Annotated in this window: 15 protein-coding genes; 7 read left to right on the forward strand and 8 right to left on the reverse strand. The window is 65.0% G+C overall.

The genetic code is table 11. The features are described from left to right. Positions 1–189: 189 nt before the first annotated feature. Both gloA2 and hisC read right to left on the reverse strand, forming a co-directional pair. Positions 190–594, reverse strand: a complete 405-nt coding sequence (gene gloA2 / locus KPL81_RS18645; protein ID WP_219793423.1) for an SMU1112c/YaeR family gloxylase I-like metalloprotein — start codon at positions 592–594, stop codon at positions 190–192. Between the two features lie 52 nt (positions 595–646). After that, positions 647–1,702, reverse strand: coding sequence for a histidinol-phosphate transaminase (gene hisC, locus KPL81_RS18650; RefSeq protein WP_219793424.1), 1,056 nt, complete (start codon positions 1,700–1,702; stop codon positions 647–649). A 116-nt stretch (positions 1,703–1,818) separates the two neighbouring features. Here hisC and KPL81_RS18655 point away from each other — a divergent pair, with 116 nt between their 5' ends. The 5 genes from KPL81_RS18655 (at position 1,819) to mnmH (ending at position 6,957) form a co-directional block, all read left to right on the forward strand. Continuing rightward, entirely contained in the window at positions 1,819–2,712 is an 894-nt protein-coding gene (locus tag KPL81_RS18655; RefSeq protein WP_219793425.1) for an AEC family transporter, read from the forward strand. 109 nt (positions 2,713–2,821) lie between these two features. After that, positions 2,822–3,271: a copper resistance protein NlpE N-terminal domain-containing protein gene (locus KPL81_RS18660; protein WP_209474555.1), complete on the forward strand. Its 450-nt coding sequence runs from the start codon at positions 2,822–2,824 to the stop codon at positions 3,269–3,271. A gap of 100 nt (positions 3,272–3,371) precedes the next feature. After that, the gene (gene radA, locus KPL81_RS18665; protein ID WP_209474554.1) at positions 3,372–4,748 is read left to right on the forward strand and encodes a DNA repair protein RadA; all 1,377 of its coding nucleotides are present in this window, start codon (positions 3,372–3,374) and stop codon (positions 4,746–4,748) included. Positions 4,749–4,801: 53 nt separating this feature from the next. Next, positions 4,802–5,839 (forward strand): selenide, water dikinase SelD, encoded by a 1,038-nt coding sequence (gene selD, locus KPL81_RS18670; RefSeq protein WP_219793426.1) that lies wholly within the window; start codon positions 4,802–4,804, stop codon positions 5,837–5,839. Further along, positions 5,836–6,957, forward strand: coding sequence for a tRNA 2-selenouridine(34) synthase MnmH (gene mnmH / locus KPL81_RS18675; protein ID WP_219793427.1), 1,122 nt, complete (start codon positions 5,836–5,838; stop codon positions 6,955–6,957). The genes selD and mnmH overlap by 4 nt, the downstream gene beginning before the upstream one ends. 7 nt (positions 6,958–6,964) lie before the next feature. On the opposite strand, the gene KPL81_RS18680 is transcribed toward mnmH, so the two are convergent. After that, a complete protein-coding gene (locus KPL81_RS18680) occupies positions 6,965–7,660 on the reverse strand; it encodes a type 1 glutamine amidotransferase (RefSeq protein WP_219793428.1) in 696 nt (231 codons plus the stop codon). A gap of 51 nt (positions 7,661–7,711) precedes the next feature. On the opposite strand from KPL81_RS18680, the gene KPL81_RS18685 reads away from it, so the two are divergent. Together KPL81_RS18685 and KPL81_RS18690 are read left to right on the forward strand one after the other, a co-directional pair. Continuing rightward, positions 7,712–8,005: an MGMT family protein gene (locus KPL81_RS18685; protein WP_209474546.1), complete on the forward strand. Its 294-nt coding sequence runs from the start codon at positions 7,712–7,714 to the stop codon at positions 8,003–8,005. Positions 8,006–8,058: 53 nt separating this feature from the next. Next, entirely contained in the window at positions 8,059–8,649 is a 591-nt protein-coding gene (locus tag KPL81_RS18690) for a YjaG family protein (RefSeq protein WP_209474544.1), read from the forward strand. Positions 8,650–8,682: 33 nt separating this feature from the next. On the opposite strand, the gene KPL81_RS18695 is transcribed toward KPL81_RS18690, so the two are convergent. The 5 genes from KPL81_RS18695 to hisB all read right to left on the reverse strand — a co-directional run bounded on the left by KPL81_RS18695 (position 8,683) and on the right by hisB (position 12,128). Beyond that, on the reverse strand, positions 8,683–9,195 hold the full coding sequence (locus KPL81_RS18695) for a hypothetical protein (protein ID WP_219793429.1): 513 nt from the start codon (positions 9,193–9,195) through the stop codon (positions 8,683–8,685). Positions 9,196–9,232: 37 nt separating this feature from the next. Next, on the reverse strand, positions 9,233–10,006 hold the full coding sequence (hisF, locus tag KPL81_RS18700) for an imidazole glycerol phosphate synthase subunit HisF (RefSeq protein WP_209474540.1): 774 nt from the start codon (positions 10,004–10,006) through the stop codon (positions 9,233–9,235). Positions 10,007–10,009: 3 nt separating this feature from the next. After that, a complete protein-coding gene (gene hisA, locus KPL81_RS18705; RefSeq protein ID WP_209474538.1) occupies positions 10,010–10,768 on the reverse strand; it encodes a 1-(5-phosphoribosyl)-5-[(5-phosphoribosylamino)methylideneamino]imidazole-4-carboxamide isomerase in 759 nt (252 codons plus the stop codon). A 94-nt stretch (positions 10,769–10,862) separates the two neighbouring features. Further along, positions 10,863–11,504: an imidazole glycerol phosphate synthase subunit HisH gene (gene hisH / locus KPL81_RS18710; RefSeq protein WP_219793430.1), complete on the reverse strand. Its 642-nt coding sequence runs from the start codon at positions 11,502–11,504 to the stop codon at positions 10,863–10,865. Between the two features lie 30 nt (positions 11,505–11,534). Beyond that, positions 11,535–12,128, reverse strand: a complete 594-nt coding sequence (gene hisB, locus KPL81_RS18715; RefSeq protein ID WP_209474534.1) for an imidazoleglycerol-phosphate dehydratase HisB — start codon at positions 12,126–12,128, stop codon at positions 11,535–11,537. Positions 12,129–12,189 lie beyond the last annotated feature (61 nt).

Raw genomic sequence — 12,189 nt, forward strand, 5'->3', positions numbered from 1 at the left:
TCCCCATGCGAGAGTAGGTCATCGTCAGGCATCTCTTCAGAAACCCCGGCCAACTGGTCGGGGTTTCGTCGTTTAGGGCCTGTCCTGGAGAGTAGCGGAGCACCGCCCTCCGGACGGCCCGAAACATCGTCAGGCACCATCTCTTCCAAAACCCCGAGTACGCTAGTGCTCGGGGTTTTTCATTACCTGTTAGTTTTGTTCGTACAGCTCAATAGGAGCTCCGTCAGGGTCGCTCAGGAAAGTGAAGCGCGCCCCCGTCGAGGCGTCGGTACGAATGGGCTCGGGCCGTGCACCGCGCGCCTTGAGCATGCTCACGCAGGTATCCAGGTCGCTGGTGGCCAGGGCAAGGTGGCGCCAACCGCAGGCTTCGGGGTAGCTGGGGCGTGCCGGCGGATCGGGAAAGGAGAAGAGCTCCAGTTGGATGCCGCCCGGCAGGCGCAGGTCCAGCTTGTGGCTGTCGCGCTCGGTGCGAAAGGTCTCGCTGACGATCTCTGCACCCAGCACCTCAAGATAGAAGCGCTTGGCACGCGGATAGTCGGCCGTGATCAGGGCGACATGGTGGAACCCCGATAGAGGGAGGGGATTCGTGGTCATCACGGCACCTCGAAATGGGGCGGACGCCATGCAGACGTCCGTCAGCCATGATTCAGCGGCAAAGCAGCTCGAAGGCTTCGATGAGGCTATCCATTTCGTCGTCGGTACCGATCGTGATGCGCAGAAAATCACGCAGCGCCTCGGTATTGAAGTGACGCACCAGGATGCCCCGTTCGCGAAGGCCTACGAAGAGCTGTGCAGCATCGTGCTGCGGGTGGCGAGCGAGAACGAAGTTGGCCTGAGAGGGAAGCACCTCGAAACCGAGCTCCGTGAGGCGACGAGCTGTACGCTCACGGGTGGTAATGACGCGCTCGCGACATGCGTCGAAGTGTTCGCGGTCTTCCAGTGAAGCGGTCCCGAGTGCACTGGCCAGGCTGTCGATGGGGTAGGAGTTGAAGGAGTCCTTGACTCGTTCGAGTCCCTCGATCAGCTCGCGCGGACCGATGGCGTAACCCAGCCGCAGGCCGGCCAGGCTACGTGATTTGGAGAAGGTGCCCGTCACCAGCAGGTTGGGGTAGCGATCAACGAGCGGCACGGTGCTTTCACCACCGAAATCGACATAGGCCTCATCGACCAGCACGACCTGGTTCGTCAGTCGGTCGAGCAGCGCGGCGATGGCCTCGCGCGGGTGGCCGTGTGCCGTGGGGGCATTGGGATTGGCGAAAATGGCGCCGCCGCTGCCGGGTGTGAAAGCATCGAGATCGACCCGCCAGTGCTGGTCCAGCGGCAGAGCGCGACGCTCGACGCCATACAGCTTGCAGTAGACCGGATAGAAGCTATAGGTGATCTCGGGCATCTCGAGTGGGCGGTCGTGGCAGAAGAAGGCCTGAAAGGCCAAGGCCAGCACCTCGTCGGAGCCGTTGCCAACGAATACCTGCTCCGTTTCCACCCCATGCTCCCGAGCAAGTGCGTGGCGCAAAGCCAGCGACTGCGGATCGGGATAGAGGCGCAAGTGGTCGACCGGATACTCGCGCAGTACTGCCTCGACGCCGGGGGCCGGCGGGTAGGGGTTCTCGTTGGTGTTGAGCTTGATCAGCTTTTCGCGTGGCTGCTCGCCTGGGACATAAGGCGTCAACTCGCGCACCGCCGGGCTCCAGAACTGGCTCATGGTGTCTCGTTTCTCATTGGACGGAACTTTAGGCCATGTTGACCGCTGCAGCCTGACCGCGCAAGCCGCCAGCGTGCTAGCCTAGGCGCTTTCGCCAGGAGGCTGGAACCCCATACATGACTGCCCAGATCATTGCCACGCTGCTGCCGGTATTCCTGATAGCCGGCTGCGGCACTCTCTACGGCCGTTTTCGTACCCCGGACATACGTAGCCTGAACACTCTCAACATGGAAATCTTCGTTCCCATGCTGGTGTTCGCGGTGCTGGCGGACCAGCAGGCTCCGCTGGCGGAGTATGCGGGTCTGGCGTTGGGAGCGGCCGTCGTGGTGCTGGGCTCGGGCCTGGTGCTGTTGCCGCTGGTCAGAATCCTCAAGCTCGAGCCCAAGACCTTCCTGCCGCCGATGATGTTCAACAATTCCGGCAACATGGGCATCCCTCTGCTGGTGCTTGCCTTTGGTGAGGCGGCGCTGCCTGCTGCGGTAGTGGTATTCATTGTCGAGATGCTGCTGCACTTTTCGGTGGGCCTTTACATGCTCAGCCCGCGCACGCCGCTATGGCGCTTGTTGCGGATGCCGATTGTCCTGGCCAGCCTGGCCGGGCTGGGCGTCAACCTGGGGGGTGTGCCGCTGCCCGGCTGGCTTCTCGAGGCAATGCACATGCTGGGTGGGGTGTGTATCCCGCTGATGCTGTTCGCGCTTGGCGTGCGCATGCTCGATATCGACTTCGGCGACTGGAGGACCGGTCTGCTGGGGGCCGTGCTGTGCCCGCTCTCGGGCCTGGTTCTGGCCGTCCCCATGGTATTGTGGCTGGACCTGACGGGGTTGCAGGCGGCGGCTCTATGGGTATTTGCTGCACTCCCTCCCGCCGTGCTCAACTATCTGGTAGCCGAGCAGTATCGGCAGGAGCCGCACAAGGTGGCCTCCCTCGTGCTGATCGGTAACCTGGCTAGCCTGGTGGTGATGCCCTTCGTGCTGGCAATGGTATTCATGTACGTTCACCCGGGGGTCTAGAGGCGATATGCCGGGCAGGAACAGACGAGACTGTCTGCCAGCGCCATGAGGGGTTATGCTGTGACATACGCTGACATAACGGAAACCCATCGGTTTTAGGAGTGAGCAAATGCAAGTAAGGACCCTGCTGGCTGGCTCGGCCATGCTGGCCTTCCTGGCCGGCTGTGCGGCCGGCCCGGCTGATGACCGTGCCGACATGGCAATGGATGATGCCGAAGTCGTTTATCAAGGTACCCTGCCCTGCCGTAACTGCGCGGGCATCGACCTGAACGTGACGCTTCGAGGTGACGAGCAGGCAGCACCGGAGGAGCGTACCTTCGACTTGCGCGCCAGTTATCAGGAGCATCCTCAGGAACCGCCCGACGAAGAGTATGCCGGCAACTGGGAAGTGCTCAGCGGCACGGCGGTCGACCCCGATGCCACCGTATACGAGCTGACGCCGGATGGCGAAGGACAGATCTACTACTTCCTGCGCGTCGACGATCAGACCCTGGAGCTGATCGATCCTCAGCGTCGTCGCTTCCAGAACAACGAAGCCCTGCAGCTGCAGCGCCAGTAACGACGGGCTCGAGCTGTAGCGAAGGCGGCCTGCGGGCCGCCTTCGCGTATCTGGCCGTCCTGTTAGAATGAGCGCACATAGAAGCCGGAGAGAGGCCAGCATGGCCAAAGCGAAGAGCGCCTTCGTCTGTACCGAGTGCGGGGCGGAGTATCGCAAGTGGCAGGGGCAGTGCTCGAGCTGCCTGGAGTGGAATACCCTGAGCGAGGTGAGGCTCGCTGCCCCCCGCCCTGGGGCTGCGGCCTCGAGTGGTGCCGGGCGCGCCGGCTATGCCGGCACGCTGTCGAAGGAGGTCGTCGACCTGGGCAGCGTCGACCTCACCGAGGTGCCACGACTCTCTTCGACGTTCGGTGAGTTCGACCGGGTGCTGGGCGGCGGCCTGGTGCCGGGGTCTGCGGTGCTGCTTGGGGGGCATCCCGGGGCCGGCAAGTCGACGCTGCTGCTGCAGACCGCCTGCAAGCTGGCCCAGGCGCGCAAGGTGCTTTATGTCACTGGCGAGGAGTCACTTTCCCAAGTGGCGATGCGGGCACATCGATTGCAGCTGCCTACCCAGGGGTTGAAGATGCTGGCCGAAACCAGCGTCGAGACGGTACTGGCGGTCGCCGAGCGTGAGCGGCCCGAGATACTGATCATCGACTCGATCCAGACCATGCACCTCGAGGACATCGCCTCGGCTCCCGGCGGCGTGGCCCAAGTACGTGAGTCCGCTGCGGTGTTGACGCGTTTTGCCAAGCAGTCCAATACCGTGCTGCTGCTGGTGGGGCACGTGACCAAGGACGGCACCCTGGCCGGGCCCAAGGTATTGGAGCATATGATCGATGCCTCGCTGCTGCTCGAAGGCGGCGCCGACTCGCGCTTCCGCACCCTACGTGGACAGAAGAACCGCTTCGGTGCGGTCAACGAGCTGGGCGTGTTCGCCATGCTCGAGCATGGCCTCAAGGAGGTGAAGAATCCCAGTGCCATCTTTCTCTCGCGTAGCGAAGAGCAGGCACCGGGCAGCCTGGTGATGGTGGTGTGGGAGGGCACGCGACCGCTGCTGGTGGAGGTGCAGGCGTTGCTCGACGAGTCGGCGCTGGGCAATCCGCGACGGGTGGCCGTGGGTCTCGATCAGAATCGCCTGGCCATGCTGCTGGCGGTGCTGCATCGCCACGGCGGACTGTTCACCGGTGACCAGGACGTCTTCCTCAACGTGGTCGGCGGGGTCAAGGTGCTCGAGACCAGCGCCGACCTGGCCGTGCTGCTGGCGGTGGTGTCCAGCCTGCAGAATCGTCCCTTGCCCCGCGAGCTGGTGGCCTTCGGTGAGGTGGGGCTGTCCGGCGAGATCCGCCCCGTGCCCAGCGGCCAGGAGCGCATCGTCGAAGCCGCCAAGCACGGCTTTACCCGTGCCATCGTGCCGCGTGCCAATGCGCCGAAGCGCCCTCCCGAGGGCATGGAGGTCGTGGCGGTGGACAAGCTGGCCGATGCCCTCGAGGCGCTGTGAGAAAGGACCTCTCACTGCGATAGAATGACCAAACGATTGCCAAGGAGAACGAGATGAGCGCGATTCGCCTGACCCAATACAGCCATGGTGCCGGCTGTGGTTGCAAGATTGCACCCGACGTACTCGACGGCATCCTGGCCAAGGCCGGGCCCGGAGCCACCCACTCGCGACTGATCGTGGGCAACCAGGGCCGTGAAGATGCAGCCGTGTACGACCTGGGAGATGGGCGTGGCATGATCGCCACCACCGATTTTTTCATGCCCATCGTCGACGATCCCTTCGACTTCGGCCGCATCGCCGCAACCAATGCCATCAGCGACGTCTACGCCATGGGTGGCAGGCCAGTGCTGGCACTCGGCATCCTCGGCTGGCCGCTGGACAAGTTGGGGCCGGAAATCGCCGGCGACGTGGTGGCGGGTGCCCAGGGCGTATGCCGCGAGCTGGGCCTGGCGCTGGCCGGCGGGCACTCCATCGATGCGCCGGAGCCGATCTTCGGCCTGGCGGTCAACGGTCTGGTCGACCTGGAGCACCTGAAGCTCAACAAGGGCGCCCAGGTAGGTGACCTGTTGTTTTTGACCAAGCCGCTGGGCGTCGGCTTCCTGACTACTGCCGAGAAGCAGGGCCTGCTGGAATCCGGCCATCAGACCCTGGCCCGCGAGACCATGCTCAAGCCCAATCAGATCGGCATGGCGCTGGCCAAGGTGAAGGGGGTGCACGCCATGACCGACGTGACCGGCTTCGGGTTGGCGGGGCATCTCACCGAGGTATGCCAGGCCAGCGGTGTGGCGGCGCGCATCGACTTTCGTCGCCTGCCGCGATTGGCCGAGGCCGAGGCCTACCGTCGCCGCGGCGCAGTGCCCGGCGGCACCCATCGCAACCGCAACGCCCTGGGCGCTGCCCTGAAGGACATGGACGAGCCGCACTGGCAGTGGCTGTGCGATCCACAGACCTCCGGTGGTCTGCTGCTTTCGGTACACCCCTCGTGGGAGGACGATGTCGAGCGCATCGGCCGCGAGCATGGCATCGAGCTGGTGCCATTCGGCGAGATTGTCAAGGCCGAGGGCCAGGCGCTGATCGAGGTGCGTGGGTGAAGCTGCCGCTGATCGAGCCCGATCTTTCCCTGCTTCGCCAGGAGCGGGTACTGGTCGACGTACGCGCGCCGGTGGAGTTTGCTCAGGGCAGCCTGCCCGGTGCGGTGAACCTGCCGCTGATGGACGACGAGGAGCGTCGTCTGGTGGGTATCGAGTACAAACAGCGCGGTCAGCAGGCGGCAATCGAGCTGGGCCAACGGCTGGTCAGCGGCGGTATTCGAGAGGCACGCATCGCGGCTTGGCAGCGCCTGGTCGAGGCGCATCCCAATGCGATCATCTACTGCTATCGTGGTGGGCTGCGCTCGCAGATCGCCCAGCAGTGGCTGGCCGATGCCGGTGTCGAGCGTCCACGCATCCGCGGCGGCTGGAAGGCGATGCGTCAAGCGCTATGCTGGCGCATCGACGCGGCGGCCGAGCAGCCGCTGCTGGTGGTGGGCGGGCTTACCGGCTGTGCCAAGACGGCACTGATCCAGGCGCTATCCAATGGGCTCGATCTCGAGGGCTGCGCCCGGCACAAGGGCTCTGCCTTTGGCCGGCATCCTCTTCCGGCGCCGAGCCAGATCGACTTCGAGCATGCCATGGGGCTGCGCCTGCTGTCGCTGCCGGGACCGCTGGTGGTGGAGGACGAGTCGCGCCATATCGGTGCCGCCAATGTGCCGCTCGCGTTCTGGCGAGCCATGGAGCTTGCCCCCAGGGTTCGGGTGGAAATGCCGCTCGATTGGCGTCTGGCGCAGATCCACAAGGACTATATCGACGACCTGTGGGCGATATATCGCCAGCAGTTCGGCGAATGGCTGGGCTGGACGCTGATGCGCAAGCAGCTCTCGAGTGCGCTGGCGAGGCTGAAGAAGCGCCTGGGTCATGCGCGGCTGGCACGCCTGCAGCGGCTGCAGCAGCTTGCCTTCCGTGAACACGAACGCGGCAATCGCCAGGCGCACGAGGCCTGGCTGGCACCGCTGCTCACCGAATACTATGACCCCATGTACCGCTACCAGTTGGAAAAGCGCGATCCTGGCCGCTTCCTGCACGTGGGCGACTGGGACAGCTGCCTGGAGGCGGCTCGCTCGTGGGCGCAAGAGGCCGCACGCCAGTCCAGCGGACGGCCTCAGCCAGCCTGACTTGGAATCAAGCCGCCGCGCTACGCATCCACTGGCTAAGCAGACGGTCGAGCAGCGGGGCCAGGCGGTCGAAACGCCGTCCGTCGGCGAGAATGCTTTCGGTGGGTTGCGCGTGGGGGCTGGCCTCGCTGCCTTCCGGCGGCTCGTCGTGCGCCAGCAGTTCGCTGACGCTGGCTTGGGTCACTTCGAAATGACACAGCAGCCCCAAGGCGCGCCCGGCATCCCAGGCGAAGCCTTGCACCGGGCTGCCCAGGCTGCCGCCGAGCGGCAAGGCGTCGTCGGGCAGGGCGAAGACATCGCGATGCCACATGAAAGCGGTGAATCGCTCCGGCAGATCGAAAGGGCTCTCGGGGGCCAGGGTCACCTCGTGCCAGCCGACCTCGGCGAAGGTGCCGCGGCCTACCGTGGCACCGAGCTCGGCGGCAATCATCCTGGCGCCCATGCCGATGCCGAGCAGCGGCTTGTTGCCGTCCAGCGCCTTGGCGATCAGCTTGCGCTCACGCTTGAGCCAGGGATATCGTGCGTCGTCGAGTATATCCATGGGGCCGTCGAGCAGGATCAGTGCATCACCATCGGTCAGGCTGGGCGGTGCTTCCCCCGCATGGAGGTGGAAGACGGTATGGCTGTGCCCCATGCTGGTCAGCCAGTCGGCGATCCGTCCCGGGCCGTGATGCGGGCTGTGTTGAAGCAGATGCAGGTGCATGGAAACCTCGCCATTCAGGAGTGACACGCAATCAGGGGAGCGGCAGCGTACATGAAACCGGTACTGCGCGAACAGATACTGACCATTCTGGCTGCCATTCCGCCCGGGCGGGTGACCACTTACGGACGTATTGCCGCCATGACCGAGGGCGGCACGCCACGCCTGGTAGCCCGGGCACTGCGTGAACTCCCCGAGGACCACGATCTGCCCTGGTTTCGGGTGATCACCGCGTCGCGTCGGCTGGCCGAACATCCCGGAGCCATCGAGCAGCGCCAAAGGCTGGTCGCCGAGGGCGTGCTGTTCGATGCACGGGGGCGAGTGCCTGCCGAAGCGCTGTGGCCATGACCAGACGAGTGTCGCCACCCTTCATCTGGACCGTCAATTCACGAGGATAAACCATGAGTCAGCCCAAAGGGGGTTTCCATGAGCGGCTCCAGGCTCTCCCACCACGTCAGCAGCAGGCCTTCATGGCGGCGCTGTGCGAGCGAATGCTGCCCAACTATGCCCTTTATGTGCAGATGACGGGGGATGGCAACCCGGCCGGCCTGAAAGCGGTGCTCGATCTGGTGTGGGAACAGCTCGCCGTGCGCGAGGCGCGCATCGACTTCGAGCGCCAGGCCGAGAAGCTGGCCGAACTCGAGCCGCCTTCCGATGATGACAGTTTCGGCGGGAGACGCGCCGTGGAGGTGGTGGTGGCGCTGACCTCGTTGCTCGATACGTTGCGTGGCGAGTCCGCTGATGCCGTGCTCGAGGTGAGCCGCATCTCCAAGGCCGGTGTACGCGCTTACATCGAGCTGACCGAGGGCGAGGAGGACGCCAGCAAATTGGCGAAACTCGTCCGTGAGCACCCCCTCATGGCGGACGAGAACGATTTTCAGGATGCCGTGCTGGAAGCGGTGGAAGGCGATCTCGACCGCGACGCATTGAAGGCGCTGCGCCGACTGGGGCGCAACGATGGCGTTAGCAACCTTGGCCTCACCCTGGACTAGGGGAGCGAGGCCGACCGGGGGCGGTCTGGTGCGCTAAAAGCGAACGCCGCCGATGACCATGGCGCCGGCAGCGCCGAATACGATCAGATCGGTCTCGAAACGTCCCCAGCGGAGCCCTACGCTGGGCAGCGCTGCCGGGGCCGTGCCATAGCGATTGAAGGGTATGTTGTCCTGATATTCACCACGGTAGCCATGCAGCAGTCCGGCGCTCAGCTTGGCACGCACAGTGACATTGTCGGTCGGTTCCCAAAGGGGGAACTCGCGGCCGACATAAAGGTAAAAAGCCTCCTGGTCGAAGGAACTCAGGAATCGCGCACCACCGGCCAGCCAGCGCTGCGAGTTGTGCAGCTCGATCCCGATCAGCTCCTGCTGGTTGTTATGGTCGGGCTGCGGATCGAAATGACGTGTATAGAGGCTGGTCTGCACCAGCACGTGCTCGAGATCGGGCACCGGCGGCCAGATGGGCTCCTGCCGTGCCTGCGAGGCGGGAGCAACCAGCAGGGCCAGAGCCAGCCCCAGCAGTCCGACGCGCCGCCTCTCGCTCATCCCTGAATGCCTCCCTTCCTTGCTCCCGGGCGCCACTTCAAAGGCGCATTTCGATACCGCGCTCGGCCATGTAGCGCTTGGCCTCGGGGATGGTGTACTCGCCGAAATGGAAGATACTGGCGGCGAGTACCGCATCGGCACCGCCTTCCCGCACGCCGTCGACCAGGTGGTCGAGGTTGCCGACGCCGCCGGAGGCGATCACCGGCACCGTCACCGCGTCGCTGATGGCCCGCGTCACGCCCAGGTCGAAGCCGGCCTTGGTGCCGTCACGGTCCATGCTGGTCAGCAGCAGTTCGCCGGCGCCGTATTCGACCATTTTCTTCGCCCATTCGACCGCGTCCAGCCCGGTGGGGCGGCGCCCGCCGTGGGTAAATATCTCCCAGCGCGGAGTCTCGCCTTCCGCCGAGACTCGCTTGGCGTCAATGGCCACGACGATGCACTGGCTGCCGAAGCGTTCGGCGGCCTCGCGCACGAAGTCGGGGTTGGTCACCGCGGCGGTATTGATCGAGACCTTGTCGGCACCGGCGTTGAGCATGGTGCGGATATCGTCGCAAGTGCGGATGCCACCGCCCACGGTCAGCGGAATGAATACCTCGCCGGCGATGCGCTCGACCATTTCCACCGTGGTGTCGCGATCCTCGTGGCTAGCCGTGATGTCGAGGAAGGTGATCTCGTCGGCCCCTTGCAGGTTGTAGCGCTGGGCGATTTCCACCGGGTCGCCGGCATCGCGGATGCCGATGAAATTGACGCCCTTGACCACGCGGCCGGCGTCGACGTCGAGACAGGGAATGATGCGTTTGGCCAGTCCCATGATTCAGCTCCCGGCTCGGTCGAGCCCTGCAGTCAGTTCGTCGCACAGCGTCTGGCCTTCGGCCACGTCGAGGCTGCCTTCGTAGATGGCGCGGCCGGTGATGGCGCCGAGAATGCCCGGCTCTCTCGCCGCCACCAGCGCGCGCAGGTCGTCGAGGTTGGTCACGCCGCCCGAGGCGATGACCGGCAGGCCGCCCTCGCGGGCCAGCTCGGCGGTGGCCTCGACGTTGACGCCGTTCAACATCCCGTCGCGGGCGATGTCGGTATAGACGATGCTGGAAACGCCATCGTCGGCGAAGCGTCGGGCCAACTCGGTAGCCTTGACCGTGGAGACCTCGGCCCAGCCGTCGGTGGCGACATAGCCGTCACGGGCATCGAGGCCGACGATCACGTGACCGGGAAAAGCGCGACACATCTCGCCGACGAAGGCCGGCTCCTTGACCGCCTTGGTGCCGATGATCACATAGGAGACGCCGGCAGCGAGGTAGTGCTCGATGGTTTCCGCGCTGCGAATGCCGCCGCCGATCTGGATCGGGAGTTCGGGCCAGCGGCGGGCAATGGCGGTGACCGCCTCGCCGTTGACGGGCCTGCCCTCAAAGGCGCCATTGAGATCGACCAGGTGCAGCCGGCGTGCGCCGGCCTCGACCCAGCGGGCCGCCATGGCCACCGGATCGTCGCCGTAGGTGGTGGCATCATCCATCCGCCCCTGCTTGAGGCGGACGCACTTGCCGTCCTTGAGATCGATGGCGGGTATTACCAGCATGTCGTGTCCTCTCGGGCGCACGCGGGGCGCCGGGTTGTCGGGCGGCCTGACCGCAAGCGTACCGTCGGGTACGCCTGGATGGCCTGGTGAAGCTTCAAGGCGCCCAGGTGACGAAGTTTTCCAGCAGCTTGAGGCCGGCCCGTGAACTCTTCTCGGGGTGGAACTGCACGGCGAAGGTAGCGTCGCGACCCACGGCGACGTGGGCGTCGACATGCCCGTAGCGGGTGGTGCCGAACACGCAGGCGTCTTCCTCTGCCGCCACATAGTAGCTGTGCACGAAGTAGAAGTGCTCGTCCTGGTCGATGCCTTGCCATAGCGGGTGTTCGTGGTGCTGGTGCACCAGGTTCCAGCCCATGTGGGGTACCTTGAGGCGCTGCCCGTGGTCATCGGTCATGTTGGTGGGAAAGCGCTTCACCTCGCCGGCCAGAAAGCCCAGGCAGGGGATCCCGCCGCTCTCCTCGCTGTGGTCGAGCAGCATCTGCTGACCCACGCAGATGCCCAGCAGGGGCTTGCTCTGCCTGGCCAGCAGTTCCTCGACGAGCCCGCGCAGTTCGGTCTTCTCGAGTTCGCCCATGCAGTCGCGGATTGCCCCCTGGCCGGGCAGCACCAGGCGGGTAGCGCCCTGGATGCGGCGTGCATCGCGAGTAATGACCACGTGCTCGTGGGTGACGTGTTCCAGCGCCTTGGCAACCGAGTGCAGATTGCCCATTCCGTAGTCGATGACGGCAATGGTCATGGAGGCTCCTTTCTGGTTCGGTCGTCTGCGCTACAGGCAGCCCTTGGTGGACGGCATCTGCCCGGCCATGCGCGGGTCGGGCTCCACGGCCATGCGCAGTGCGCGGCCGAAGGCCTTGAAAATGGTTTCCGCCTGATGGTGGGCGTTGAAGCCCTTCAGGTTGTCGATGTGCAGCGTGACCCTGGCATGATTGACGAAACCCTGGAAAAACTCCCAGAACAGCTGGGTATCGAGGCGGCCGATCGTGGCGCGGGTGAACTCGACGTCCATGAACAGCCCGGGACGACCCGAGAAGTCGACCACGACGCGCGACAGTGCCTCGTCCAGCGGCACGTAGGCGTGGCCGTAGCGGCGAATGCCGCGCTTGTCGCCCACCGCCTGGTCAAAGGCCTGGCCGAGGGTGATGCCGAGGTCCTCGACGGTGTGATGATCGTCGATGTGCAGGTCGCCCACCGCCTTGATGTCCAGGTCGATCAGGCCGTGGCGTGCCACCTGATCCAGCATGTGATCGAGGAAGGGCACGCCGGTCTCGCAGTTCAGCCGCCCCTCGCCATCGAGGTTCACGGTGACCGTGATCTGGGTCTCCTTGGTGTCACGGGTTACCGTGGCGATTCGCTCGGACATGTCGGACTCTCTCTGGCGCAGGTGCGCGTCGCATGGTAAGGGCCCGGCAAGGCCGGAGGCG

The organism is Billgrantia antri (assembly GCF_019430905.1).
GTDB lineage: Bacteria > Pseudomonadota > Gammaproteobacteria > Pseudomonadales > Halomonadaceae > Halomonas > Halomonas antri.

Bases quoted from the DNA above. Each gene is read 5' to 3' on its own strand.
- radA (WP_209474554.1), top strand. From the start codon at position 3,372: ATGGCCAAAGCGAAGAGCGCCTTCGTCTGTACCGAGTGCGGGGCGGAG.
- KPL81_RS18680 (WP_219793428.1), bottom strand. From the start codon at position 7,660: ATGCACCTGCATCTGCTTCAACACAGCCCGCATCACGGCCCGGGACGG.
- KPL81_RS18655 (WP_219793425.1), top strand. From the start codon at position 1,819: ATGACTGCCCAGATCATTGCCACGCTGCTGCCGGTATTCCTGATAGCC.
- hisF (WP_209474540.1), bottom strand. From the start codon at position 10,006: ATGGGACTGGCCAAACGCATCATTCCCTGTCTCGACGTCGACGCCGGC.
- hisH (WP_219793430.1), bottom strand. From the start codon at position 11,504: ATGACCATTGCCGTCATCGACTACGGAATGGGCAATCTGCACTCGGTT.
- KPL81_RS18690 (WP_209474544.1), top strand. From the start codon at position 8,059: ATGAGTCAGCCCAAAGGGGGTTTCCATGAGCGGCTCCAGGCTCTCCCA.
- KPL81_RS18685 (WP_209474546.1), top strand. From the start codon at position 7,712: ATGAAACCGGTACTGCGCGAACAGATACTGACCATTCTGGCTGCCATT.
- hisA (WP_209474538.1), bottom strand. From the start codon at position 10,768: ATGCTGGTAATACCCGCCATCGATCTCAAGGACGGCAAGTGCGTCCGC.
- hisC (WP_219793424.1), bottom strand. From the start codon at position 1,702: ATGAGCCAGTTCTGGAGCCCGGCGGTGCGCGAGTTGACGCCTTATGTC.
- hisB (WP_209474534.1), bottom strand. From the start codon at position 12,128: ATGTCCGAGCGAATCGCCACGGTAACCCGTGACACCAAGGAGACCCAG.
- KPL81_RS18660 (WP_209474555.1), top strand. From the start codon at position 2,822: ATGCAAGTAAGGACCCTGCTGGCTGGCTCGGCCATGCTGGCCTTCCTG.
- selD (WP_219793426.1), top strand. From the start codon at position 4,802: ATGAGCGCGATTCGCCTGACCCAATACAGCCATGGTGCCGGCTGTGGT.
- KPL81_RS18695 (WP_219793429.1), bottom strand. From the start codon at position 9,195: ATGAGCGAGAGGCGGCGCGTCGGACTGCTGGGGCTGGCTCTGGCCCTG.
- gloA2 (WP_219793423.1), bottom strand. From the start codon at position 594: ATGACCACGAATCCCCTCCCTCTATCGGGGTTCCACCATGTCGCCCTG.